This window comes from Pseudomonas cremoris (genome assembly GCF_014230465.1).
The window spans coordinates 176,507-201,762 of the sequence record NZ_JAAXCY010000009.1 but is presented as its reverse complement, the minus strand read 5'-3'; the positions used below and the strand labels follow the sequence as shown (position 1 = coordinate 201,762).

Genomic DNA, 25,256 nt, shown 5'->3' with positions numbered 1-25,256 from the left:
GAAGGGGCCATCACAGGCACCATTCATCCCTAAGTGAATCCCACTTGTCCGCGACATGATGTCCTTTCATATGCCATCTAAAACCCATTGGGTTAGAATGCCCTCCTTTTCTGCCCCCGATCCTTGAGGACCGCCATGTTCAGCCGTGATTTGACTATTGCCAAGTACGACGCCGATCTCTTCGCTGCCATGCAGCAAGAAGCCGTGCGCCAGGAAGAGCACATTGAACTGATCGCTTCGGAAAACTACACCAGCCCAGCCGTCATGGAGGCTCAAGGTTCGGTTCTGACCAACAAGTACGCCGAAGGCTACCCAGGCAAGCGCTACTACGGCGGTTGCGAGTACGTCGACGTGGTTGAGCAACTGGCCATCGACCGTGCAAAAGAGCTGTTCGGCGCCGATTACGCCAACGTCCAGCCGCACGCCGGTTCCCAAGCCAACAGCGCCGTGTACCTGGCCCTGCTGCAAGGTGGCGACACCATCCTGGGCATGAGCCTGGCCCACGGCGGTCACCTGACCCACGGCGCCAGCGTTTCCTCCTCCGGCAAGCTGTACAACGCCGTTCAATACGGTATCGATGCCAACGGCCTGATCGACTACGACGAAGTCGAGCGCCTGGCGGTTGAACACAAGCCAAAAATGATCGTGGCCGGTTTCTCTGCCTACTCGCAGATCCTGGACTTCCCACGCTTCCGCGCTATCGCCGACAAGGTTGGCGCCTACCTGTTCGTCGACATGGCTCACGTAGCCGGTCTGGTCGCTGCTGGCGTCTACCCGAACCCGGTGCCTTTCGCTGACGTGGTAACCACCACTACCCACAAGACCCTGCGCGGTCCACGTGGCGGTCTGATTCTGGCTCGCGCCAACGCCGACATCGAGAAGAAGCTGAACTCTGCCGTATTCCCAGGCGCCCAAGGCGGCCCACTGGAGCACGTCATCGCCGCTAAAGCGATCTGCTTCAAGGAAGCGCTGCAGCCTGAGTTCAAGACTTACCAGCAACAAGTGGTCAAGAACGCCCAGACCATGGCCAGCGTGTTCATCGAGCGCGGCTTTGACGTGGTGTCCGGCGGTACTGAAAACCACCTGTTCCTGCTGTCGCTGATCAAGCAGGACATTTCCGGTAAAGATGCTGACGCTGCCTTGGGCAAAGCCTTCATCACCGTGAACAAAAACTCCGTGCCGAACGACCCACGTTCGCCGTTCGTCACTTCAGGCCTGCGCTTCGGCACGCCGGCTGTGACCACTCGTGGCTTCAAGGAAGCAGAGTGCAAGGAACTGGCTGGCTGGATCTGCGACATCCTGGCAGACCTGAACAACGAAGCCGTGATCGACGCGGTACGTGAGAAGGTCAAGGCCATCTGCAAAAAACTGCCGGTGTACGGCGCTTGATTGCAGTTGCTTGAATGAAAAGCCCGGCTCTTGAGCCGGGCTTTTTTATGAGCGATACCAAATTGAAATACAGTCACCTGTGGGAGCGCATTTCGATTCAAAGTTGGTAAACCTTGGCAAAGCCCTCGCGAATCTTGTCTTCCGGCAACTCATCGGCAATAAACACAATCACACTCTCCCGCGCCTCGCCCTCCTCCCACTCCGTATCCCAATCAAAGCCGTAGAGCTTCAGCACGCCCTGGAACACCATGCGCCGGTCTTCACCGGCGATGTTCAGCACGCCCTTGTAGCGCAGCAGTTGCTTACCGTGGTCTTCCAGCAGCTCGTTCATGAACTCGCTCAGCCGGTCGATATCCAGCGGCTGGTCGGTGCGCAGCACCAGGCTGGAGATACGGTCGATGGACGGTGCCTTGCTGACCGGGCGCAGGCTCATGCCGGCGTTGAGGTTGAAGCCACGCACATCCAGCAGTTCGGCCAGATCGATAGTGCCGTGATCGACGACCCGAATCGGTGCACGCCGGTTGATGCGCGTCAGGCGCTCGCTGAGGGCGTCGAAGCCGGCGTCATCCACCAGGTCACGCTTGCTCACCAGCAAGCGGTCGGCAAAGCCGATCTGCGCCTGGGCGATGGTCTGGGTCAGGTGGTGTTCGGCGTGGGCCGCGTCCACCAGGGTGATGATGCCGTCGAGGATGTAGCGCTCGCGCAGTTCCTCGTCGATGAAAAAGGTCTGGGCCACCGGCGCCGGGTCGGCCAGGCCGGTGGTCTCGATCACCAGGCGGTCGAAGGCGATTTCGCCGCTGTCCAGGCGCTCAAGCAGCAGGTACAGGGCTTTGGTCAGGTCGGTGTGGATGGTGCAGCACACGCAGCCGTTAGACAGGGTCATGACTTGCACCGGCTCATCGCCCAACAGCTGGGTGTCGATACCGGCGTCACTGAATTCGTTTTCGATCACGGCGATTTTCAGGCCGTGCTCGGCCTTGAGCAGGTGGCGCAGCAAGGTGGTTTTGCCGGCGCCGAGGAAGCCGCTGAGGATGGTGACGGGGATGGGAGAGGACAAAAGGAATTCTCCTGAAGGAATACAAAAACAAATGTGGGAGCGGGCTTGCTCGCGAAAGCGGTGTATCAGTCAGTACATGCATCAACTGACAGACCGCCTTCGCGAGCAAGCCCGCTCCCACATGGGATCACTGCCAACCCGACTTACCGGGTTAGCAGCATTTAGGCCCACCCTTGCCACCGTAACGGGCTTCCTGGCGTTCCCGGAAGAACGCCTTGTAGTCCATCACCGGCTTGTCCGGGTGTTTGGTTTGCATATGCTCGACGTAGGTGTCGTAGTCGGGCATGCCGACCATCAGGCGCGCGGCCTGACCGAGGTATTTACCGAGGCGACTGATGTCATTGAACATGGTTGCAACCCTCGATTACGCGTCCGGTACGGCCTGGAACGGAGCTTCTTTATCCGTACGTTCTTTGTTGCCCCAGGCGGCGACGCCGACCTTGAGGGCATAGAACAGGATGCTGAATACCACGAACAGGAACAGCGCCGTCAGCGTTGCGTTGGTGTAGGCGTTGTAGATCACGTGCTGCATCTGGTCGATGTTCTTGGCCGGGGCCAGGATCTGGCCGTTCGCCAGGGCATCGCTGTACTTCTTGCCCAGGGACAGGAAGCCGACCGCCGGGTTGGCGTCGAACAGCTTGATGAAACCCGCAGTGGTGGTGCAGATCAGCAGCCAAACCGCTGGCAGCATGGTCACCCAGATGTAGCGCTGGCGCTTCATTTTGATCAGCACAACGGTGGCCAGCATCAGCGCGATACCTGCCAGCATCTGGTTGGAGATACCGAACAGCGGCCACAAGGTGTTGATGCCACCCAGAGGGTCGATCACGCCTTGGTACAGCAGGTAACCCCACATGGCCACGCAACCGGCGGTAGCGATCAGGTTGGCGGTCCACGACTCTGTGCGTTTGAGCGATGGCACGAAGGAGCCGAGCAGGTCTTGCAGCATGAAGCGACCGGCACGGGTACCGGCGTCAACCGCCGTCAGGATGAACAGCGCTTCGAACAGGATCGCAAAGTGGTACCAGAACGCCATGGTGTTTTCACCCGGCAGCACACTGTGCAGGATCTGCGCGATACCCACCGCCAAGGTCGGTGCACCGCCGGCACGGGCCAGGATGGTGGTTTCACCAATGTCATGGGCCACGGCTTGCAGCGCCTCAGGCGTAATCGCAAAACCCCAACTGCTGACAGTTTGCGCTACAGCCACCACATCACCACCCACAACGGCGGCCGGGCTGTTCATGGCGAAGTACACGCCAGGCTCGATGACCGAAGCGGCAACCATCGCCATGATGGCCACGAACGACTCCATCAACATGCCGCCGTAACCGATGTAGCGAGCGTTGGTTTCGTTATCCAGCAGCTTGGGCGTGGTGCCCGACGAGATCAGCGCATGGAAACCCGACACCGCGCCACAGGCGATGGTGATGAACAGGAACGGGAACAGGCCGCCCTTCCATACCGGGCCGGTGCCGTCGATGAACTGGGTCAGTGCCGGCATTTTCAGCTCTGGCATGGTGACCAGAATGCCGATGGCCAGGGCAATGATGGTACCGATTTTCAGGAAGGTAGACAGGTAGTCACGCGGCGCGAGGATCAGCCACACCGGCAGTACCGCTGCGACGAAACCGTAGCCGATCAGCATCCAGGTGATTTGAATGCCGGTGAAGGTAAAGGCCTTGGCCCACACCGGGTCAGCGGCAATCTGCCCGCCCAGCCAGATCGAACCCAGCAGCAACAGCACGCCGATGATCGAGATTTCACCGATGCGGCCCGGGCGGATGTAGCGCATGTAGATGCCCATGAACATCGCGATCGGGATAGTCGCCATCACCGTGAAAATGCCCCACGGGCTCTCGGCCAGGGCCTTGACCACGATCAGCGCCAGCACCGCGAGGATGATGATCATGATCAAGAAGCAGCCGAACAGCGCGATGGTCCCCGGAATGCGGCCCATCTCTTCGCGGACCATATCCCCCAGGGAACGGCCATTACGACGCGTGGACAGGAACAGGACCATGAAGTCCTGCACCGCACCGGCCAGCACCACGCCGGCAATCAGCCAGAGCGTGCCGGGCAGGTAGCCCATTTGCGCCGCCAGTACCGGGCCAACCAAGGGGCCTGCACCGGCAATCGCCGCAAAGTGGTGACCGAAAAGGATGTGTTTGTTGGTCGGCACATAGTCCAGACCGTCGTTGTTGATCACTGCGGGGGTGGCCCGCCGTGGATCGAGTTGCATCACATTATTAGCGATGAACAGGCTGTAGTAGCGGTAAGCAACCAGGTAGATGGCCACAGCAGCGACCACAATCCACAAGGCGTTGATCGCCTCGCCGCGGCGCAAGGCCACTACGCCAAGGGCGCACGCTCCTACGATTGCCAGCACCAGCCAGGGTAGGTGGCGTAGCAGGCTATTATTATTTTTCATTTTTATATTCCAGCCAGGGTGGACAGAAAGGACAGCCGTTCCGAGTTTAGCGCTGTTGGCCTCAAAGGCCACCCCCCTACGTTGGTCTAGAGCCTTCTGCGGGCAAAAAAAGCAGAAATAAAGGCCCAATGATGGCTCGGCGCTACAATTCCCTTATCCACAGAGGGTTCCACCATGACCGAACAACCATCTGACCGCCGCCGTTTCCGCAGGATCGCCTTTGACGCCAAGACCGAACTTCGGCAAAACGGTCGCGAATGGCCAGTGCAATTGGTGGATTTGTCGCTAAAAGGGTTGTTGGTGCAACGGCCCGAAGACTGGAAGGGCAATAAGGCGCTGCCGTTTGATGTGGACATACGCCTGGACGCTAAGGCCCATATCAAGATGCAAGTGCGGCTGACCCATGAGGATCATGGGCAGTTGGGGTTCGTGTGCCAGCATATCGACCTGGATTCGATCAGCTATTTGCGGCGGTTCGTCGAGTTGAATCTTGGAGATGAGGAGGAGTTGCATCGCGAGTTGGCGGCATTGCTGGATACCTGAGCATCCACGCAGATCAACTGTGGGAGCGGGCTTGCTCGCGAAGGCGGTGTGTCAGTCGGCTCATGTATCAACTGATAGACAGCCTTCGCGAGCAAGCCCGCTCCCACATTGGTTTTGTGGCGTTGCTGATTACTCGAACAGCGCATCCAACGCCTGTTCCAAGCGCGTCACCCCGATAATCTGAATGCCTGGCGGCGACTCCTTCGGCGCATTGCCTTTAGGTACGATGGCGCGCTTGAAGCCGTGCTTCGCGGCTTCCTTCAGCCGCTCCTGGCCGCTAGGCACGGGACGCACTTCACCCGACAGCCCCACCTCACCAAACACCAGCAAGTCATGCGGCAATGGCCGGTTACGCAAGCTGGACATCACCGCCGCCATCAACGCCAGGTCCGACGCTGTCTCCAGCACCTTGACCCCGCCCACCACGTTAAGGAACACGTCCTGGTCGTGGGTCGGAATGCCGCCATGACGGTGCAATACCGCCAGCAACATCGCCAGTCGGTTCTGATCCAGACCCAAGGTGACACGCCGTGGGTTGGCCAAATGGCTGTCATCCACCAGCGCTTGCACTTCTACCAGCATCGGCCGAGTGCCTTCCCACGTCGCCATCACCACACTGCCTGGGACTTCTTCCTGGGCACGGGTGAGGAAAATCGCCGACGGGTTGGAGACTTCTTTCAGTCCGCGGTCAGTCATGGCGAATACGCCCAACTCATTGACCGCGCCGAAACGGTTCTTCACCGCCCGCAACAAACGCAGGCGACCGTCGGACTCGCCCTCGAAATACAACACGGTGTCGACCATATGCTCCAGCACTCGTGGCCCGGCCAGCGCGCCCTCTTTGGTCACATGGCCCACCAGGAAGATCGCCGTGCCGCTCTGCTTGGCATAACGCACCAGCAGCGCCGCACTCTCCCGCACCTGGGACACGCCGCCCGGCGCCGACTGCAGTTGCTCGGTGAAAATCGTCTGGATCGAGTCGATCACCATGACCTTGGGCTTTTCGATACGCGCCGTGGCGATGATGCTTTCGATGCAGGTCTCGGTCATGACCCGCAGTTGGTCCTGAGGCAACCCCAGGCGTCGGGCGCGCATGGCCACCTGCTGTTGGGATTCTTCGCCCGTGACATACAGCGCCGGCATGCGGCTGGCAATGCTGCATAGGGTTTGCAACAGGATCGTCGATTTGCCGATGCCTGGGTCACCGCCGATCAACACCACCGAGCCGTCCACCAGGCCGCCGCCGAGCACACGGTCCAACTCACCGGAGGCGGTGGAAAACCGTGGGATTTCTTCGACGCTGACCTCGGCCAGTGTCTTGATCTGCGCTTGCTGCCCGGTCCAACCGGCCCGACCGGTGGGGGCTGCAGCGCCACCGCTTTCGATCATGGTTTCAGTCAGCGTGTTCCACGCACCGCATTCGGTGCACTGGCCGGCCCACTTGGGAAAGGTCGCGCCGCACTCCGTGCAGCCGTACATGCGCTTGGCCTTTGCCATTTGAGAACCTCCAACCGAAAAACCGCGATGATAGCTCAGCGCGGCGCCGGGGTCCGGATTTCACCACTGGCCAATCGTGATGCGCTGTTGCCGATCGGGTCTTCGGCGTTGAGGTCAGCGCCCTTGGCCTTCAACTCATCCAGCAACTCGACACGTTTGAACAGTCCGGCGTACATGGCGGCTGTCTGCCCGGCACCGTTGCGCTGGTCGGGGTTGCAGTCGGTGGCCAGAAGCCGCTGGGCGATTTTCAGCTCGCCTTTGAAGATCGCCCCCATCAGTGCAGTGTTACCGCGCTTGTCCTGTACGCAGGCGTCTGCACCGGCGTTGAGCAGGCGCTCCACGAACGCGCCCTGGCCGTGGTAGGCCGCCAAAATTAGCGCGGTGTAGCCCTTGTCGTCTTGGGTGTTGAGGCTGTAGCCGGAGTCGATAAAGGTGTTGAGCATGTCGAGGTCGCCACGGCGGGCGGCATCGAAATAGTAGTCCTGCAACTGGGCCTTGAGCGCCACAGGCTCGGGCGGCTCGGCACGGACAACAAAGGCCAGCATGACCATTAACAGCCCGATAGAAATACGCATGGCTTTTCTCCTGCCAAAGGCCGACGCCCGCTTGAGGGCGCCGACCGGAACCAACGTTAGTCAGTCAGCTTTTCCGCCAGCGCCTTCACGCGCGCCAGATCACCCTTGGCAACCTTGGCCACGCCAGTGCCGTACTCCGGGTCAGCCTTGTAGAGGAACGACAGGATGATGTGTTTGCTCTCGTCGTCGGTGGTGGCCAGGGAGCCGCCAAAGTTGTCGATCAAGTCCTGACGCTCTTTCTTGCTGTAGGAGCGGTACAAGTCACCGGCTTGCTTGAAGTTCTGCTCGCGCTGGATCTTCGCCTGCTGCGTGCTGCCCGACAGCGCCGATTGGCTGTAGCGCGCGGCCTGCGGTTCTTCCCGTGGCTCCAGGCGGCTCGGCTGATAGTTCACGCCGCTGCTGGTCTTGCCGACGTTCATCGCGCCGTCCTGGTTGCCGTTGTTGACGGCCACCCGTGGCGCGTTGATCGGCAGTTGCAGGGCATTAGGGCCCAGGCGATACATTTGGGTGTCTGCGTAGGAGAACACCCGGCCTTGCAACAGGCGATCTTCCGACGGTTCGATACCCGGCACCAGGTTGGCCGGGGCCATTGCCACTTGCTCGGTCTCCTGGAACACATTGGCCGGGTTGCGGTTCAGCACCATCTGCCCGACTTTGCGCTCCGGCACGTTCGGCCAGATCTTGGTGGCATCCAGCGGGTCGAAATCGAACTTGGCCAAGTCCTCAGGCTTGAGCACCTGCACGTACAGGTCCCACTTGGGGAAGTCGCCCTTGTTGATATGCGTGACCAGGTCGTGGGTCATGTGGCTGTAGTCGCGGCCCTGCACCTCGGTGACTTGCTGGGGATCAAGGTTCTTGATGCCTTGCAGGCTCTTCCAGTGGAACTTGACGTAGTGCACCTCGCCCTTGGCATTGATCAGCTTGTAGGCATGCACGCCATTGCCGTCCATTTCCCGGTAGCTCGCGGGGGTGCCGGAGTCGGAGTACAGCTCGGTCAACGTACGGGTGGCTTCGGGTACGTGGGAGAAGAAATCGAAGCGACGGGAGTCGTCATCCAGGTTGGTGCGCGGGTCTGGCTTGAAGGCGTGGACCATGTCCGGGAACTTGATGGCATCGCGGATAAAAAAGGTCGGGAAGTTGTTGCCCACCAGGTCCCAGTTGCCGTCGGCGGTGTAGAACTTGGTGGCGAAACCGCGTGGGTCACGCAAGGTTTCCGGAGAGTGGTTGCCATGCACCACGGCCGAGAAGCGCACGAACACCGGTGTGGTTTCGCCGGCGGCAAACACCTTGGCCTTGGTCAGGTCGCTGAGGTTATCGGTGACGGTGAACGTGCCGTGGGCGCCGGTACCACGGGCGTGTACCACGCGCTCAGGGATGCGTTCGCGGTCGAAGCGCTGCAGCTTCTGGATAAGTTGCACGTCTTGCAGCAACACCGGGCCATTGGCGCCGGCGGTTTGCGAGTTCTGGTTATCGCCGACGGCTGCACCGTTATCGCGGGTCAGGTTGGCGGCTTGCACCGACAGGGACAGCAAGCTGGCAGTCACCAGTATCAGCGCTGATCGCGCTGAAACGGGCCCGCGGCTCATTGAGTTATTCATCGAGGTTTCCTCTGGTTTTTTTAGTGCACATTCTGTTGTGCTTGCCAGAGGCTAGTGACCTGGGGCGCAGAAGATAAATAGAAAAGTAGTACCAAGCCGATAAAGAAAATAGTGTTGTAACCCACTGAAATCACGAGTATTTCGCGCGCGACTGGTGGCATTTTGCAAACTATTTGCGATTTAATGTGTCGATAAAACCTAACAGTGTTAACAGTTGTGTCGCGCAAGGGCTCTACGACTGACTTACACTGAGTTCCACCCTTCTCATCTGTAACAAGGAATAACCTATGGGCGTGATCAGTGAGTTCAAGGCCTTCGCGGTCAAAGGTAATGTGGTCGATATGGCCGTCGGTATCATCATCGGCGCCGCCTTCGGCAAGATTGTTTCCTCGTTTGTAGGCGACGTAGTGATGCCTCCCATCGGTCTGTTGATCGGTGGCGTAGACTTCGGCGACTTGGCGATAACGCTCAAGGCGGCGCAAGGCGATGTGCCTGCTGTAGTGCTGGCGTACGGCAAATTCATCCAAAGCGTGATCGACTTTGTGATCGTCGCGTTTGCGATCTTCATGGGCGTGAAGGCGATCAACCGCCTGAAGCGTGAAGAGGCCGTGGCGCCAAGCCTGCCGCCGACGCCGACCAAGGAAGAAGTGTTGCTGGGTGAAATCCGCGATCTGCTCAAGGCGCAGAACGACAAGCCTTGAGCGTCGTCTGCCAGTAAAACGAGGCGCCCCAAGGGGCGCCTTTTTGTTACCAGTAGTTTTCCACCGCCACTTGGCCGGGACGTCGGCTCAGGCTCAGTTGCATATCGCGCTGCTTGAGTAACTGCCGTGTGTCATCAACCATTTGCGGGTTGCCACAAATCAGGACGCGGGAGTGTTCAGGCGTCAGTTCGACACCCGCGGCGCGCTCCAACTCACCGTTTTCAATCAGCGTGGTAATGCGCCCGTTCAATGCGCCAGGGTGTTGTTCGCGGGTGACAATTGGGAGGTAGACGAGCTTGTGCGCATGTTCAGCCAGGTATTCACGCTCGCCTAATGATTTGATCAGCGCCTGATACGCCAGCTCCTTGGCCTCGCGGGCGCTATAGACCAGGATGATGCGCTCGAATTTTTCCCAAACCTCGAAGTCCTGCAGGATCGACAGGAACGGCGCGACCCCGGTGCCGGTACCCAGCATCCACAAATCGCGGCCATCGACAAAACGGTTCAGCGTTAGAAACCCGGTGGCCTGGCGCTCCACCATCAAGGTGTCGCCGACCCGCAGACGGCTCAATTCGCTGGTGAACTCTCCGCCGGGAACGACGATGGAAAAGAAATCGAGGTGTTCATCGAACGGCGAGGACACCAATGAATAAGCACGCCACACCGTGCTGCCATCCGCCTTGGTCACCCCCAGGCGCACAAACTGGCCTGCGGTGAAACGAAAGCCCGCGTCACGGGTAGTGCGCAGGGTAAACAGACTGGGAGTCAGCGACTGCACGTCTAGCAAGGTCTGGCGGGTAAATTTCTCAGCGCTGGCCGTCATGGGGGGCTCCGTTCTACAGGTGCCCTAGTGTCCCTCAAAGTGGCGAGCGCAAACACCGTTGATTTGTACTGGCATTTGCGCCTTTCACGTCCCGCCAATGGCTGCGGTGAGTGAGCGTGCGTAACGTTGGAGAAACAGTTAGCCGACGACCACGCAACTAATCATTTGGCTATTAATACAGTCTAAATCACTTATCAGATGATGCAGTGTTGTTAATAGCTATCAATTTGGCAGCATTGGCAACTCTCTAATTTCAATTAGAAAAGATATATGCCAATACAACTTGCACAGACACCTGCAATTTGTACAAGGTCAAGCACCATAACAACACAACAGCTTTTGACTATTTTTTCACTAAATTATGTAGGTCATATCCTACAATCAGTTTCGTGCAACTGCGGGGTGAGGACGTACCCACAGTACGTAAAATCTCATGGAGAGTGACCAATGATTAGCTGGCGCAACACACGACTCCCTAAGCTGGAGGGCGAGAACCAGATAACCAGTGTTTTTGAAATGGCCCTCAATCACACCTTAGAGCTCGGCTTCCAATTCTGTTCATTTACGATGAGTTCTCAAATACCTGAAAACCACACAAAACCTGTTTATATAAATAACTACCCCAGTGAATGGAACACTGTCTACAAACAAGGACACTTCTTCGAAATAGACCCCGTTGTCGCCCACTGCAAACGCAGCGTATTGCCAATAGTGTGGGAGAAGAAGGCATTTGGCGCCGCGCCGAACCTGTGGGAATTGGCCCAAGCGCATGGTGTGCACCTGGGCTGGACGCAGTCAGTGCATGATTTCCAGGGGGTCTTCAGCATGCTGACCCTGGGTCGTACCAAAGGCGAAGTCAGCCCGGAAGAACTGTACGAAAAAGCCGGCCAGGTGCTGTGGCTGTGTCATGCAATGCACGCGGTAGTAGCCCACAAATTTGCCGACGAACCTGGCGTCAAAGCTCCCAGTAAGCTGACACCACGGGAAACGGAAATCCTCAAATGGTCAGCCATGGGCAAGACCGCCGCGGACATTGCCGCCATCCTCTGCTTGTCGGAGCGCACGGTGGGGTTCCATATCAGCAGTTCTTTCAAAAAACTGGGGGTCAATAACAAGATTGCCGCAGTACTAAGGGCATCCAAAATGGGCTGCTTTTAATCGCGTGGAAACACCGCATGTAATCCCTCTGGAAAAAAAGTAACATTTACGCCCAATTCTGAGTGTTGACGCAGCCCATGGGGCCCACGTCGCAGTTCACTCAGAGGGTTCGCAGGTAACTGTCGAACTCCCATCGATGACCCAGAGCCTCCCCCGCCATGCCCCTGCTCGAAAGCCCCTTCGCCCAGCTCGATCTGATCCGCCAGCCAGAGCAACACAATGATCCGCTGCAAGCCTTCGATGCCGCCGATGAGTACCTGCTCAACTACCTGGCAGAACAGCAACCCGTTGCTGCCACCCGTGTGTTGGTGCTCAACGACAGTTTTGGCGCCCTGGCCGCCAGCCTTGATGGCCAGGTGCAGGTGACCTCCAGCGGCGACTCGTTCCTAGCGGGCCAGGGCCTGGAGAAGAACCTGGTGCGCAATGGCAAGGCCTTTGATGCCGTGACATTCATTCCCGCCAGCCAAGTACCCAACGGGCCGTTCGACCGGGTGCTGATCCGCGTGCCCAAGACCCTGGCGTTATTGGAAGAACAGCTGATTCGCCTGCAGGGCCAACTGGCCCCAGGCGCAGAAGTGATCGCCGGGGCGATGGTCAAACACCTGCCACGGGCAGCCGGGGAAATGCTGGAGCGGTATATCGGCCCCATGCATGCGTCGCTGGCGGTGAAGAAGGCGCGGCTGCTGATTGCCACCTCCGCGGATCGCCCAGTCGCAGTGTCGCCCTACCCGACCCGCTACACGCTGGACACGCCTGCCATCGAACTGCTCAACCACGCCAACGTGTTCTGCCGTGAAAGCCTGGATATCGGCACTCGCGCGTTCCTGCCACACCTGCCAAAAAACCTGGGCAACGCCCGTGTGGCCGACCTGGGTTGTGGCAACGGCGTATTGGCAATCGCCAGTGCACTGCAAAACCCCGATGCGCAGTACACCCTGCTGGACGAGTCATACATGGCCGTGCAATCGGCTGCCGAAAACTGGCAAGCCGCCCTCGGCGACCGCGACGTGACCGTGCGCGCCGCCGATGGCCTGGCCGGCCAGGAACCGGATTCGCTCGACGTAGTGCTGTGCAACCCACCGTTCCACCAGCAGCAGGTGGTCGGCGACTTCCTTGCGTGGCGCATGTTCCAGCAGGCGCGTGAAGCGCTGGTGGTAGGTGGCGCGCTCTATATAGTCGGCAACCGTCACCTGGGCTATCACAGCAAATTGGCGCGACTGTTCCGGGGCGTCGAGCAAGTGGCGGCCACGCCCAAGTTCGTGATCCTCAAGGCACGCAAATAAAAAAACCCTGCCACTCTTGCGAGAGGCAGGGTTGAAAGCCGGGCCGCGAAGCCCGGATCGGGATGTCAGTGGGTGGTCAGGCCAGCCGCATTCATGAACATGCGCATCAGGCTGGCCACGACAAACAGGGCCAGCACGCTGCCGGTCCAGATCATCGCCAACCACCCCAAGCGCCGCCACAACGGCTGTTTCTCGGCCTGTTCAATCTCGTGCAACGTAGGTTTGCCGGACATGCAACGACCCTCTTAGTGATAGCCGTCTTCGTGGGTGACCTTGCCGCGGAACACGTAGTAGCTCCAGAAGGTGTAGCCCAGGATGAACGGGATGATGAATAACGTCCCCACCAGCATGAAGCCCTGGCTCTGCGGTGGTGCCGCCGCGTCCCAGATCGACACGGACGGCGGGATGATGTTGGGCCACAAGCTGATACCCAGGCCGCTGTAGCCGAGGAAGATCAACACCAGCGTCAGCAGGAACGGCGTGTAGTGCGCATTACGCGCCACCGCACGGATCAGCCCGTACATGGTCACCAATACCAGGATCGGCACCGGCAGGAACCAGAACAGGTTTGGCAGGGTGAACCAGCGCGAAGCGATTTCCGGATGCGCCAGCGGCGTCCACAAGCTGACAATGCCAATCACCGCCAACACAACAAAGGCCAATGGCCGCGCCAGGTTGTGCATCTGCTCCTGCAACTTGCCTTCGGTCTTCATGATCAGCCAGGTGCAACCGAGCAACGCGTAGGCGACTACCAAGGCCACACCGCAGAACATCGTGAATGGCGTGAGCCAATCCAGCGAGCCGCCGGCAAACTGGCGATCGACCACCGGAATGCCATCGATAAACGCCCCCAGCGCCACGCCCTGGAAGAAGGTGGCCGCAATGGAACCACCGATGAACGCCTTGTCCCACAGGTGACGCTTGTGGTCCTTGGCCTTGAAGCGGAACTCGAAGGCCACGCCGCGAAAGATTAGCCCGATCAGCATCAAGATCAACGGCAGGTACAACGCCGACAGCACCACGGAATAGGCCAGCGGGAACGCGCCGAACAACGCCGCACCACCGAGCACCAGCCAGGTTTCGTTACCGTCCCAGACCGGCGCGACGGTGTTCATCATCACGTCACGGTCGACTTTGCCGGGGATGAACGGAAAGAGAATGCCGATGCCCAGGTCGAAACCGTCCATGACCACGTACATCATGATGCCGAAGATGATGATCACGGCCCAGATCAGCGGAAGATCAATACCCATCTCAATGCCCCTTGTGCTGGATGTCGACGTGGTCGTCGTCGCTGCCATCATCGGCGGCGGACAACGGACGGGCCGGTGTGCGTTTCTGGCCAGGGCCGCCGTGGGTTGGCTCGGTGCTTTCGTGGGTCACAGGACCTTTGCGCACCAGGCGCATCATGTAGCCCAAACCGGCGCCGAACAGCGCGAAGTACACCACCACGAACAACACAAGGGTGATGGTCATCTGCGCCAGGCTATGCCCGGATGAAGCATCCGCCGTGCGCATCAAGCCATAGACCACCCACGGCTGGCGGCCGATTTCGGTGGTGAACCAGCCAGCAAGAATCGCGATCAAGCCGGATGGCCCCATCCACAGCGCCAGGTACAGGAATGGCTTGGACGTATACATCTTGTCGCCCCGGCGCAGCCAGAGGCTGAACAGGCCGGTGAAGATCATCAGGAAGCCCAGGCCAACCATGACCCGGAACGACCAGAACACGATGGTGGAATTGGGACGGTCCTCAGGCGGGAACTCCTTGAGCGCCGGCACCTGTTTGTCCAGGGAGTGGGTGAGGATCAGGCTGCCGAGGTACGGGATCTCCACGGCATACTTGGTTTTTTCCGCTTTCATGTCCGGCCAGCCGAACAGGATCAACGGGGTCGGCTCGTTGCCGATATTTTCCCAGTGGCCTTCAATCGCGGCGATTTTCGCCGGTTGGTGCTTCAAGGTATTGAGGCCGTGGAAGTCGCCGATCACCGCTTGGATAGGCGCAACGATCAGGGCCATCCACATCGCCATCGAGAGCATGGTGCGGATCGCCGGGTTGTCCTTGCCGCGCAGCAGGTGCCAGGCCGCCGAGGAACCGACAAAGAATGCAGTGGCCACGAATGCTGCCGTGGCCATGTGCGCCAGGCGATACGGGAACGACGGGTTGAAGACCACAGCGAACCAATCGGTGGGAATTACACGACCGTCGACGATTTCAAAACCTTGTGGCGTCTGCATCCAGCTGTTGGACGAGAGAATCCAGAACGTGGAAATCAACGTACCGACGGCCACCATCACGGTGGAGAAGAAGTGCAGCTTGCGCCCCACCTTGTTCCAACCGAACAGCATGACCCCAAGGAAACCGGCCTCAAGGAAGAACGCCGTGAGTACCTCGTACGTCAGCAGCGGCCCGGTGACGGCGCCCGCGAAGTCCGAGAACCGACTCCAGTTGGTACCGAACTGGTAGGCCATGACCAGGCCTGAGACCACGCCCATGCCGAAGTTAACGGCGAAGATCTTCGACCAGAAATGGTAGAGGTCACGATAGGTGTCGTTATGGGTCTTGAGCCACAAGCCTTCCAGCACCGCAAGGTAGCTGGCCAGGCCGATGGTGATCGCCGGGAACAGGATGTGGAACGAGATGGTGAATGCAAATTGAATTCGGGCGAGATCTAGCGCCTCCAAACCGAACATAAGTCTTCCTCTGTCAGGTAATACCGGCTGCTGGCGGGAGCCTGCACCCACTGCCCCCACGGATATGGAGTCTGGCGAATTTCAATTCGTTTCTTTTTTTAACCAACCACGCAGGGATTCTGGCCCTAAGGCCGCCAGAGCAATCCCTGGGGAGGTTTTGATCTGGATCAAGCATTGCTGAAAGAGTAGTCCGGATTTGGCTGTAGGACGGCGTGGTCTTTTGCCGCGTGACAGACTGCCTCAGCTCAGTTGTTGCAACCATCTGTTACAACTTAATGATAATCTCGGCGCTCCCCCCGGCCCTGACCTGAACTCTCGATGCCTAGTGAACCCGCGCTGCTGTTGCGTCACCACCGCCCTTTCATCGCGTTTTGGCTGGCGCGCATCTTCACCGCCAGCGGGTTTCAGATGCTCACCGTGGCCATTGGCTGGAACCTCTACCAACTGACCGGCAACGTGCTGGACCTGGGTCTGGTGGGTTTGGTTGAGTTCGTACCGCGCGTGTTGTTCATGCTGCACACCGGACATGTGGCCGACCGCTATGAGCGGCGCAAGGTGGCCGCCATCTGCCAGACCGTGCAGGCGCTAATAGCGTTGTCCCTGGCCATCGGCGGCCTGACTGGCACCGTGACCCGCGAGATGATCTTTATCCTCGCCTTCCTGCTGGGCGCCGCACGCTCCTTCGAAATGCCCACCACCCAGGCGCTGCTGCCGAGCATCGTGCCCACGGCATTGTTTCCGCGCGCGGTGGCCTCGTCGCAATCCGCCCAGCAGTTGGCCACCATCGTCGCCCCGGCCTTGGGCGGATTGCTTTATGCCTTCGGCAGCGTGTGGGTGTATGGGCCTACCGTGGCGCTGTACCTCATCGCCTGCGTGCTGACCCTTAACCTGCCCGCTCGCCAGACCCCGCTCAACAAGGGCAAGGCCACTTTGGACTCGTTGCTGGCCGGCATCCGCTTTATCCGCAGCCGCCCGGACATTCTTGGCGCGATCTCACTCGACCTGTTCGCCGTGCTGCTCGGCGGCGCCACTGCGTTACTGCCGGTGTTCGCCAAGGACATCCTGCTGACGGGCGCCTGGGGCCTTGGGCTGCTGCGTTCGGCGCCGGCGGTAGGGGCATTGTTGATGTCGCTGTGGTTGGGGCGGTTTTCGGTGGATCGCCACGTGGGCCGGGTGATGTTTACCGCCGTCGGCGTGTTCGGCGTGGCCACGATTGCCTTCGGCCTGTCCACCTCGTTCTGGTTTTCCTTGGGCGTGCTGGTGGTGCTAGGCGCAGCGGACATGATCAGCATGGTGATCCGTGCGTCATTCGTGCAGTTGGAAACGCCAGATGAAATGCGCGGACGAGTCAGTGCGGTCAACGGGCTGTTTATCGGCGCGTCGAATCAATTGGGTGAATTCGAGTCCGGGATTACCGCCCACTGGTTCGGCACGGTACCCGCCGTGGTGATGGGCGGGATCGGTACGTTGGTGGTGACCGGCGTATGGATCAAGCTGTTCCCGACCCTTGCGAATCGGGACCGCATGCATGTGCCAGTGGAAGAGGCCGCGAAGGCCTAGAGCACTTTGTCCAGGGTGATGGGAAACTCCCGCACCCGCTTGCCGGTGGCGTGATAAATCGCATTCGCCACCGCTGCCGCCACCCCGACAATACCGATTTCACCAACGCCCTTGGACCCGAGGGCGTTGACGATCTCGTCGTGTTCTTCGACAAACACCACATCAATCTCGCCAATATCGGCGTTTACCGGGATATGGTATTCGGCCAGGCTGTGATTCATATAACGGCCCAGTTGATGGTCAATCTGCGTCTCTTCATGCAGCGCCATACCGATACCCCACACCACCCCGCCGAGGATCTGGCTGCGGGCCATTTTGGGATTGACCACCCGCCCCGCCGCAATTGCGCTGACCACACGGCTGACCTTGATAGTGCCCAGGTCCTCATCGACCCGCACCTCGACAAAAACCGCCGAATGGGTGGCGGTGGCATAACCTTCGCGTTTTTTGTCGGGCTCGCTGTCGACCTGAACCTCCAACACCTCTTCACCACTGTCCTTGACCAACTGCGCCAACGACACACTCACGGCGCCGGCATGCAAGTGGCCCCCTTCAAAGCGCACGGACTCCGCGTCCGTAAATACCGGGTACGTTTGCCGGGCGATGCCCAGCAGTTTGCCGGTCAACGCTTCGCAAGCTTGCTGCACGGCAGTGCCCACCGACGACACGGTAAACGAGCCGCCTTGCAGGGGGGCCGTTGGCAGCGACGAATCGCCGAGCAGGAACACCACATCGTCCACCGCAACGCCACTGGCCTGCGCCGCAATTTGGGTCATTACCGTATAAGTGCCGGTACCGATATCGGTAGTGGCGCTGCTGACTGTCAGCTTGCCTGTAGCATCCATTCGCGCCTTTGCACTGGCCTTCATCTGCATAGCCTCCCACACGCCACCGGCCATGCCCCAGCCAATCAACTGGCGGCCGTCACGCATGCTGCGAGGCTCCGGATTGCGCTGCGACCAGCCAAAGCGCTCGGCGCCGTCGCGGTAGCACTCGCGCAACGCCTTGCTGGACCAGGGCTTGTTTTCGTTCTGGTTGCACTCGGCGTAGTTGATCAGCCGCAGTTTTACGGGGTCGATGCCCAGGGCACAGGCCAGTTCATCCATGGCGCACTCCAGGCCGATCACCCCGAGGGCGGCACCCGGAGCGCGCATGTCCAACGGCGTGAACACATCCAGCGGCACCAGGTTGTAGGTCAGTTGCACGTTGTCGCAGTGGTAGAGCATGCCGCTCCACTCCACCACGTGCTCGCTGAAATCCTCGAAGCGCGACGTTTGGCCAACGGCGGTATGCCCAAGTGCCATTAATTTGCCGTTGGCGGCGGCACTGATCTGCAAGCGCTGCAACGTACGCGGGCGGTAGCCGAAGGTGAACATCTGCTGGCGGGTCAAGGTCACGCGCACCGAGCGTTTGAGCGACAGGGACGCCATCACCGCCAACGGCAACTGATACTGCGGGCGCAGGCCGGAACCGAACGCGCCGCCAACAAAGGCGGCGAAGATCCGCACCTGGCTTTTATCCAGCCCGAAGATTTTTTGCACATAGGCCTGGCAGTTCTGGGGCCCCTGGGTTTTGTCATGAATATGCAAGGTGCCATCCGGCTGATACAGCACGGTGCTGGCGTGGGGCTCCATGGGGTTGTGGTGTTCGATCGGTGTGCTGTAGTGCACGTCCAGGCGGATAGCGGCCGCACTCCATTCGGCCTGGAAGTTGCCACGTGGTGCGGGCGGCGTCTGGGGCGATGGGTACGCATGCGCCTGTTGGGCCACCAAGTCGGTGTCGAACGCCTCGGTTTCGTACTCGATTTCCACCAGGGACCCGGCATACCTCGCCAACTCCAGGTTGTCAGCGATGACCAAGGCCAACGGCTGGCCGCTGTACAGCACGCGGTCGTTGTAGAGCGGGCGAAACGGCGAACCATCCGCCGCATCGGCATCGGCAAAGGCCTCGTCGTAGCTGGCGATTGTTGGGCGGTTGAGGTGATCGAGCACCATCACCACACCGGGCAAAGCCATGGCTTTGGACGCGTCGATGCGTAAGACGCGGCCTCTGGCGATACGGCTGGACACCACGCTGCCGTGAAGCAGGCCCTTTTCGGGAAATTCACCGGCATACCGCGCCTGGCCAGTGACCTTGAGCAGACCGTCAACCCGGTCCAACGGTTTGCCGATAACGGTCATGGTCGAACTCCTGCCACAGCAGCGTCGCTCAAGGCGCGAATGATCCCGCGCCGAGCCAGCTTGATCTTGAAGCCGTTGTGCGCCAACGGCTCGGCATCTTGCAACAAGGTGTCGGCGGCGGCACTGAAGGTTTCACGGCTGACGGCTTGGCCGATCAGCGCGGTTTCCACTGCCCGATCACGCCAGGGCTTATGGGCCACACCGCCGAGGGCCAGGCGCGCGTCGACGATGGTGTCACCGTCCAATTCGAGGGCGGCGGCCACGGACACCAGGGCAAAGGCATAGGACGCACGATCACGGACTTTCAGGTAGTGACTGTGGCTGGCCAGGCGATCGGCCGGTAATTCGATGGCGGTGATCAGTTCATCATCAGCCAATTGATTGTCGCGTTGCGGTGCGTCACCGGGTAGGCGATGAAAGTCGGCAAATTCGATAATTCGCGCGCCACCGCGCCCTTCCACATGCACACGTGCCTCCAACGCTGCGAGGGCTACGCACATGTCTGAGGGGTGAGTGGCAACGCATTGATCGCTGGCGCCAAGGATCGCATGGATGCGGTTCAGGCCCGTGCGCGCGGGGCAGCCGCTGCCGGGCTCGCGTTTATTGCAGGGCACGTCGGCGTCATAGAAGTAGTAGCAACGGGTGCGCTGCAAAAGGTTGCCGCCGGTACTGGCCATATTGCGCAATTGTGGCGAGGCGCCGGCCAGGATCGCCTGGGAAAGCAAGGGATAGCGTTGCTCGATCAGCGGGTGCCAGGCCACGTCGGCATTGCTCACCAGGGCGCCGATCATCAGGCCACCCTGAGCAGTTTCCTGGATGTCATGCAGCGGCAGGCCGGTGATATCGATGAGGTGTTCGGGCCGACTGATGTTTTCTTTCATCAGGTCCAGCAGGTTGGTGCCGCCAGCAATAAAGCGTGATGCGGCACTGCTTAGATGTACGGCCTCGTGCACATTGGCCGGTTTGCTGTAATGGAAGGGATTCATCGTTCACCTCCCAGGGCATCTTCAATCGCGTCGCGAATATTGCTGTAGGCGCCGCAGCGGCACAGGTTGCCACTCATCAATTCCTGGATCTGCGCCGAATCGCGGGCGCGCCCCTCATTGGCCAAGCCTACGGCCGAACAAATCTGACCGGGGGTGCAGTAACCACACTGGAAAGCATCGTGTGTGATAAATGCCTGCTGCATCGGGTGCAGCACATCGCCGTCGGCCAGCCCCTCGATGGTGGTCAATTCGGCGCCGTCGCACATCACCGCCAGGGTTAGACAGGCATTCACTCGCTTGCCATCGCGCAACACGGTACAGGCGCCGCATTGGCCATGGTCGCAGCCCTTTTTGCTTCCGACCAGGTCGAGTTGTTCGCGCAACAGGTCGAGCAATGTGGTCCAGGGCAACACGTCCAGCTGGCGGTCCTGGCCGTTGAGGCGCAGGCGAATCGGGTGGCTGACGAACGGTTGGACCGCCGCGCCATTGGGAGTTGCGCTCATAAACACCTCACGGGTTGGTGTACGTCCGCGGCGTTCAGGAAAGTCGCCGTCTCAGGGGTACGACTGCCCGGGGTTTTGAGCGTTCAAGAGGATTGATCAGCGGATATTGAGTAGCGTCTTCAAGGTGTTCTGTGGGCCGTTGATCGACGAGTTGGTGTATTCAAACCAGCCTGGGGCTTCGACATTCACCTCAAACACGTAGATATAGCCCATCACCGTGCCCGCCCCATTGCACACCTGGCTGATGTTGCCGACCTGGCACACCGGGGTGCGCTGCCCGTTCAACTCGGCGCCATCGAAACGGCCCATGGGGTTGTTGCCCAGGCCGACTTCCATCACCGAGACCTTGGTAGGCCCGCGATGCGTGCACATTTGCGTGCCCTGCGCCCGCTCCGGAATGGTTTCGGTGCAACCCGCCGATTGGACCTTGAACACGCGTACCTCGCTCAAGGGCGGTGCAGTCGCGCCCCACGCCGGTGCTGCAGCGAGCCACAGGCCGATACAGGGGATCAGAGCTAGACTCCACGCGTTGGCTTTTTTCATGCTGTCGATGATCCCGGTTTGAACGTCGGCGCAGTATGCCTCAAGGCCATGATCCAGAGCGATGATTCACAAGACTGAGCCCGCGCCCCACACGGCCTCGGCTGCTGGTATGATGCGCCGCTTTTTCCGATCCTCTCTGAAACCACAGGCGCTTGGCGCAGTTTGTGCTTTGACTTAGAGGTCAACAAATCACGACGCAAAATAGCGTCACAGGGAGCCGGCATGCTGGAAAAGCTGTTTCAACTCAAAGCCCACAACACCAATGTGCGCACCGAGATTCTCGCGGGGATCACGACATTCCTGGCCATGGCCTACATCCTGTTCGTGAACCCAAGCATCCTGGGCGAAACCGGCATGGACAAGGGCGCGATCTTCGTCGCGACCTGCCTGGCCGCCGCCATCGGTTCCACCGTGATGGGCCTGATCGCCAACTACCCGATCGCCCTCGCGCCGGGCATGGGCCTCAACGCCTTCTTTACCTACACCGTGGTCCTGCACATGGGCCATACCTGGCAGGTTGCGCTGGGTGCAGTGTTCATCTCGGCGGTGCTGTTCTTCCTGCTGTCGATCTTTCGCATTCGCGAGTGGATCATCAACGCCATCCCGCTGCCGCTGCGCTCTGCGATTGCGGCCGGTATCGGTCTGTTCCTCGCGCTGATCGCCCTGCATAACGCCGAGATCGTGGTGGCAAACCCGGCCACGCTGGTTGGCCTGGGTGACCTGACAAAAGCCGCGCCCATCCTGGCCACTTTTGGCTTCGTACTGATTGTCGCGCTGGAAGCCTTGGCCGTGCGTGGCGCGGTGCTGATCGGCATCCTGGCAGTGACCATCGTATCCATTGCCTTGAACGTTACCCCGTTCGGCGGCGTGACCTCGATGCCACCGTCCCTGGCGCCAACCTTCCTGCAACTGGATATCAAAGGTGCGCTGGACATCGGCCTGGTCAGCGTGATCTTCGCCTTCCTGTTCGTCGACCTCTTTGACAACTCCGGCACCCTGATCGGTGTGGCCAAGCGCGCCGGCCTGATGGGCAAGGACGGCCACATGCCAAAGATGGGCCGTGCGTTGATCGCCGACAGTACCGCCGCCATGGCCGGCTCCCTGCTGGGCACCTCGACCACCACCAGCTATATCGAATCCGCTGCGGGCGTGAGCGCCGGCGGCCGTACCGGTTTGACCGCCATCGTAGTGGCAATTCTGTTCCTGCTGGCGTTGTTCTTCTCGCCATTGGCCGCCAGCGTCCCCGCCTTCGCTACCGCACCTGCATTGCTGTTCGTGGCCGTGCTAATGACCCAGGGCCTGGCCGAAATCGACTGGGATGACATCACCGTTGCAGCGCCGGTGGTGATCACCGCCCTGGCGATGCCCTTCACTTACTCCATTGCCAACGGCATCGCCTTCGGTTTCATCGCCTGGACCGCCATCAAGCTGCTTTCGGGCCGCTACCGTGAGCTGAACCCGGCGCTGGTGATTCTGTCGATTCTGTTTGTGATCAAGCTGGGCTGGTTTAACGCATGACTTTTGACGCCGCAAGCTACACCGCTCAACTGCAAGACAAGGTCACGCGCTTGCGTGACCTGCTGGCTCCGTTCGATGCACCAGAGCCGCAGGTATTCGACTCGCCGCTGCAGAACTTCCGCCTGCGGGCGGAATTCCGCCTGTGGCGTGAAGGCGGTGAGCGCCACTACGCGATGTTCTCCCAGGATGACAAACGCACGCCGATCCTCATCGAAGCGTTCCCGATCGCCAGCCTGCGCATCAACCAGTTGATGCCGCAACTCAAGGCCGCCTGGCAAGCCAGCGCCGCCCTGAGCCACAAGCTGTTCCAGGTGGAGTTCCTCACCACGTTGGCCGGCGATGCGATGATCACCCTGTGCTATCACCGCCCGCTGGACGAGCATTGGCACACCGCCGCGAACAAACTGGCTGCGGACTTGAACGTGAGCATCATCGGCCGCTCCAAAGGCAAGCGTGATGTGATCGGCCACGACTATGTGGTGGAAAAACTCGACGTCGGCGGTCGCACTTTCAGCTATCGCCAACCCGAAGGCGCGTTCACCCAGCCCAATGGCACGGTGAACCAGAAGATGCTCAACTGGGCGTACGAAGCCTTGGGCGATCGTCCGGACGACCTGCTGGAGTTGTACTGCGGCAACGGCAACTTCACCCTGCCACTGGCGACCCGTGTGCGCAAAGTGCTGGCCACCGAGATCAGCAAGACCTCGGTCAACGCAGCGTTGAGCAACCTGGATGAAAACGCGGTGGATAACGTCACCCTGGTTCGCCTCTCCGCCGAAGAACTCACCGAAGCGCTGAACGAAGTGCGCCCGTTCCGTCGCTTGCACGGCATCGACCTGAAAAGCTACGAATTCGGCAGCGTCTTCGTCGACCCGCCGCGCGCCGGCATGGACCCGGACACCTGCGAGCTGACCCGCCGTTTCGACAACATCCTGTACATCTCCTGCAACCCGGAGACGTTGGCGGCGAACATCGCGCAACTGCACGACACGCACCGCATTACCCAGTGTGCGATGTTTGACCAGTTTCCGTGGACGCATCATATGGAGTCTGGGGTGCTGCTGACCCGCCGCTGAATCTGCGGTTCACCGCAGATCAAAACTGTGGGAGCGGGCTTGCTCGCGAAAGCGGTCTATCAGTCACAGATGTGTTGCCTGACTCACCGCTTTCGCGAGCAAGTCGAATCGTCGCACCGCCCCTCCCACATTCGGCGTTCATACATCCGTTGGATCCTCGTTATCCAAGACTTCCTTGCGCGGCCGCCCGCCCTTTTTGCCATTGGCACGTGCGGCAGCAGCCTTGGCAGCGCTGCTCTTGCGACCGTTGTGCGAGGCCACCAGGCTGGTGGCCAAGTCCATCAGAGGTTTGCTTGTGGCTATCAGGCCCGTGATCGAAACGTCCAGGTCTTGGGCCTCACAACACAGCGCCTTTCCGCCAAAGCCGACTTCCAACTGTTGAAAATCCTGCTGGGTAAAGCCTTCGAACTCCGGGAGCCCCGCCACAGGCAACATAACGCGACTGCCGTCACTGAAGCCGATGGAAATGCAGCTGTCTTCATAACGCACAGAGCTGGCACGGGCGTAGAGATGCCGCGTCCTGCGCCCTCGGGCAATTGCCTTGTCGATGTCGGCTTCAGTGAGCGGTTTATAAGGCACAACTTTTGCTTTTACGATTTTCATAAATCAATCCCCACGCAGTCTGGTGCCCTGACCAGATTCAAAATTGTCCGTTGCTCTACAACATCGTGTCGGGCGCTTGCGATGACATAGACGCCAGGTCGAATGACCAACCCTGGAACCAATTCACCGGCCTCCCAATCCCAGGAATGATTCTCCAGGCAGACCGTTTGCAGGTATTCCCACCAAATTCGACGCGCACGGGCCAGGTAGTGACGCTGCATGATCGCCCCGCGTATTTCTTTCAAGACCGATGCGGATGGCTGCCTCCGCTCGGGCTCTACATCCCACAACTCCACATCTGCATCCAGAAAACTGAAACGAAAACGCGCATCCCACTCCTTTCCCCCCACATGCACATGGGGCGGGCAATGTTCATCCCTGATAAATACCGAAATCACATATCCCTTGTAGGCGCCTACTCGCATCGTAACCCATCCGTTAGGTTATTTTCCGCCAGGTAACAATTTTGCCTTGCCACCCGACAACCGGCTCCCTTTCCCTGGAGCTGTTTCACAGACTAGTCAGCACAAAAAACCCG

General features: G+C 59.8%; 24 protein-coding genes. 8 read left to right on the top strand and 16 right to left on the bottom strand.

The window, feature by feature from the left end:
• The first annotated feature begins 135 nt into the window (after positions 1 to 135).
• Positions 136 to 1,389, top strand: coding sequence for a serine hydroxymethyltransferase (gene glyA / locus HF257_RS22595; protein ID WP_105523351.1), 1,254 nt, complete (start codon positions 136 to 138; stop codon positions 1,387 to 1,389).
• Between the two features lie 97 nt (positions 1,390 to 1,486).
• Here glyA and yjiA read toward each other — a convergent pair whose 3' ends face one another.
• The 3 genes from yjiA to HF257_RS22580 form a co-directional block, all read right to left on the bottom strand.
• Positions 1,487 to 2,446: a GTPase gene (gene yjiA / locus HF257_RS22590; protein ID WP_185708542.1), complete on the bottom strand. Its 960-nt coding sequence runs from the start codon at positions 2,444 to 2,446 to the stop codon at positions 1,487 to 1,489.
• Between the two features lie 151 nt (positions 2,447 to 2,597).
• Positions 2,598 to 2,795, bottom strand: coding sequence for a YbdD/YjiX family protein (locus HF257_RS22585; RefSeq protein WP_003194308.1), 198 nt, complete (start codon positions 2,793 to 2,795; stop codon positions 2,598 to 2,600).
• Between the two features lie 15 nt (positions 2,796 to 2,810).
• Positions 2,811 to 4,877, bottom strand: coding sequence for a carbon starvation CstA family protein (locus tag HF257_RS22580; RefSeq protein ID WP_185708543.1), 2,067 nt, complete (start codon positions 4,875 to 4,877; stop codon positions 2,811 to 2,813).
• 174 nt (positions 4,878 to 5,051) lie between these two features.
• Here HF257_RS22580 and HF257_RS22575 point away from each other — a divergent pair, with 174 nt between their 5' ends.
• Positions 5,052 to 5,420, top strand: a complete 369-nt coding sequence (locus HF257_RS22575) for a PilZ domain-containing protein (RefSeq protein WP_185708544.1) — start codon at positions 5,052 to 5,054, stop codon at positions 5,418 to 5,420.
• A 129-nt stretch (positions 5,421 to 5,549) separates the two neighbouring features.
• Here HF257_RS22575 and radA read toward each other — a convergent pair whose 3' ends face one another.
• The 3 genes from radA to katB are packed head-to-tail and all read right to left on the bottom strand — an operon-like array spanning position 5,550 to position 9,090.
• Positions 5,550 to 6,917, bottom strand: coding sequence for a DNA repair protein RadA (radA, locus tag HF257_RS22570; protein ID WP_003235145.1), 1,368 nt, complete (start codon positions 6,915 to 6,917; stop codon positions 5,550 to 5,552).
• Positions 6,918 to 6,952: 35 nt separating this feature from the next.
• Positions 6,953 to 7,492, bottom strand: a complete 540-nt coding sequence (locus HF257_RS22565) for an ankyrin repeat domain-containing protein (RefSeq protein ID WP_185708545.1) — start codon at positions 7,490 to 7,492, stop codon at positions 6,953 to 6,955.
• 56 nt (positions 7,493 to 7,548) lie between these two features.
• Positions 7,549 to 9,090, bottom strand: a complete 1,542-nt coding sequence (gene katB / locus HF257_RS22560) for a catalase KatB (protein ID WP_185708546.1) — start codon at positions 9,088 to 9,090, stop codon at positions 7,549 to 7,551.
• A 287-nt stretch (positions 9,091 to 9,377) separates the two neighbouring features.
• On the opposite strand from katB, the gene mscL reads away from it, so the two are divergent.
• A complete protein-coding gene (mscL, locus tag HF257_RS22555) occupies positions 9,378 to 9,791 on the top strand; it encodes a large-conductance mechanosensitive channel protein MscL (RefSeq protein ID WP_185708547.1) in 414 nt (137 codons plus the stop codon).
• A gap of 46 nt (positions 9,792 to 9,837) precedes the next feature.
• Here mscL and HF257_RS22550 read toward each other — a convergent pair whose 3' ends face one another.
• A complete protein-coding gene (locus HF257_RS22550; RefSeq protein WP_185708548.1) occupies positions 9,838 to 10,614 on the bottom strand; it encodes a ferredoxin--NADP reductase in 777 nt (258 codons plus the stop codon).
• Between the two features lie 447 nt (positions 10,615 to 11,061).
• Between HF257_RS22550 and HF257_RS22545 the strand changes: the two genes are divergently transcribed.
• Both HF257_RS22545 and HF257_RS22540 read left to right on the top strand, forming a co-directional pair.
• The gene (locus HF257_RS22545) at positions 11,062 to 11,772 is read left to right on the top strand and encodes a helix-turn-helix transcriptional regulator (RefSeq protein WP_185708549.1); all 711 of its coding nucleotides are present in this window, start codon (positions 11,062 to 11,064) and stop codon (positions 11,770 to 11,772) included.
• Positions 11,773 to 11,930: 158 nt separating this feature from the next.
• Positions 11,931 to 13,055: a methyltransferase gene (locus HF257_RS22540; protein ID WP_185708550.1), complete on the top strand. Its 1,125-nt coding sequence runs from the start codon at positions 11,931 to 11,933 to the stop codon at positions 13,053 to 13,055.
• Between the two features lie 65 nt (positions 13,056 to 13,120).
• Here the strand turns inward: HF257_RS22540 and HF257_RS22535 are convergent, their stop codons facing one another.
• The 3 genes from HF257_RS22535 to HF257_RS22525 are packed head-to-tail and all read right to left on the bottom strand — an operon-like array spanning position 13,121 to position 15,749.
• On the bottom strand, positions 13,121 to 13,288 hold the full coding sequence (locus HF257_RS22535; RefSeq protein WP_010562540.1) for a DUF2474 domain-containing protein: 168 nt from the start codon (positions 13,286 to 13,288) through the stop codon (positions 13,121 to 13,123).
• Between the two features lie 12 nt (positions 13,289 to 13,300).
• On the bottom strand, positions 13,301 to 14,308 hold the full coding sequence (gene cydB / locus HF257_RS22530) for a cytochrome d ubiquinol oxidase subunit II (protein ID WP_016973854.1): 1,008 nt from the start codon (positions 14,306 to 14,308) through the stop codon (positions 13,301 to 13,303).
• A 1-nt stretch (position 14,309) separates the two neighbouring features.
• Positions 14,310 to 15,749 carry a cytochrome ubiquinol oxidase subunit I gene (locus tag HF257_RS22525; RefSeq protein ID WP_185708551.1) on the bottom strand — a complete coding sequence of 480 codons (1,440 nt, stop codon included), beginning with the start codon at positions 15,747 to 15,749 and terminating at the stop codon, positions 14,310 to 14,312.
• Positions 15,750 to 16,067: 318 nt separating this feature from the next.
• Between HF257_RS22525 and HF257_RS22520 the strand changes: the two genes are divergently transcribed.
• Complete coding sequence (locus HF257_RS22520) at positions 16,068 to 17,309, top strand: MFS transporter (protein ID WP_185708552.1); 1,242 nt, start codon at positions 16,068 to 16,070, stop codon at positions 17,307 to 17,309.
• Here the strand turns inward: HF257_RS22520 and HF257_RS22515 are convergent.
• The 4 genes from HF257_RS22515 to HF257_RS22500 form a co-directional block, all read right to left on the bottom strand.
• On the bottom strand, positions 17,306 to 19,489 hold the full coding sequence (locus HF257_RS22515) for a xanthine dehydrogenase family protein molybdopterin-binding subunit (protein ID WP_185708553.1): 2,184 nt from the start codon (positions 19,487 to 19,489) through the stop codon (positions 17,306 to 17,308). The genes HF257_RS22520 and HF257_RS22515 overlap by 4 nt on opposite strands.
• The gene (locus HF257_RS22510; protein WP_185708554.1) at positions 19,486 to 20,475 is read right to left on the bottom strand and encodes an FAD binding domain-containing protein; all 990 of its coding nucleotides are present in this window, start codon (positions 20,473 to 20,475) and stop codon (positions 19,486 to 19,488) included. The genes HF257_RS22515 and HF257_RS22510 overlap by 4 nt, the downstream gene beginning before the upstream one ends.
• Positions 20,472 to 20,978 (bottom strand): (2Fe-2S)-binding protein, encoded by a 507-nt coding sequence (locus tag HF257_RS22505; protein WP_185708555.1) that lies wholly within the window; start codon positions 20,976 to 20,978, stop codon positions 20,472 to 20,474. Before HF257_RS22505 ends, HF257_RS22510 begins: the two co-directional genes overlap by 4 nt.
• 96 nt (positions 20,979 to 21,074) lie before the next feature.
• Complete coding sequence (locus HF257_RS22500; protein ID WP_185708556.1) at positions 21,075 to 21,521, bottom strand: DUF4879 domain-containing protein; 447 nt, start codon at positions 21,519 to 21,521, stop codon at positions 21,075 to 21,077.
• Between the two features lie 222 nt (positions 21,522 to 21,743).
• Between HF257_RS22500 and HF257_RS22495 the strand changes: the two genes are divergently transcribed.
• A complete protein-coding gene (locus HF257_RS22495; RefSeq protein ID WP_105698997.1) occupies positions 21,744 to 23,039 on the top strand; it encodes an NCS2 family permease in 1,296 nt (431 codons plus the stop codon).
• Positions 23,036 to 24,115, top strand: coding sequence for a tRNA (uridine(54)-C5)-methyltransferase TrmA (gene trmA / locus HF257_RS22490; RefSeq protein ID WP_185708557.1), 1,080 nt, complete (start codon positions 23,036 to 23,038; stop codon positions 24,113 to 24,115). Before HF257_RS22495 ends, trmA begins: the two co-directional genes overlap by 4 nt.
• A 138-nt stretch (positions 24,116 to 24,253) precedes the next feature.
• On the opposite strand, the gene HF257_RS22485 is transcribed toward trmA, so the two are convergent.
• The gene (locus HF257_RS22485; RefSeq protein ID WP_185708558.1) at positions 24,254 to 24,718 is read right to left on the bottom strand and encodes a DUF2442 domain-containing protein; all 465 of its coding nucleotides are present in this window, start codon (positions 24,716 to 24,718) and stop codon (positions 24,254 to 24,256) included.
• A complete protein-coding gene (locus HF257_RS22480; RefSeq protein WP_185708559.1) occupies positions 24,715 to 25,143 on the bottom strand; it encodes a DUF4160 domain-containing protein in 429 nt (142 codons plus the stop codon). The genes HF257_RS22485 and HF257_RS22480 overlap by 4 nt, the downstream gene beginning before the upstream one ends.
• Positions 25,144 to 25,256: the final 113 nt, after the last annotated feature.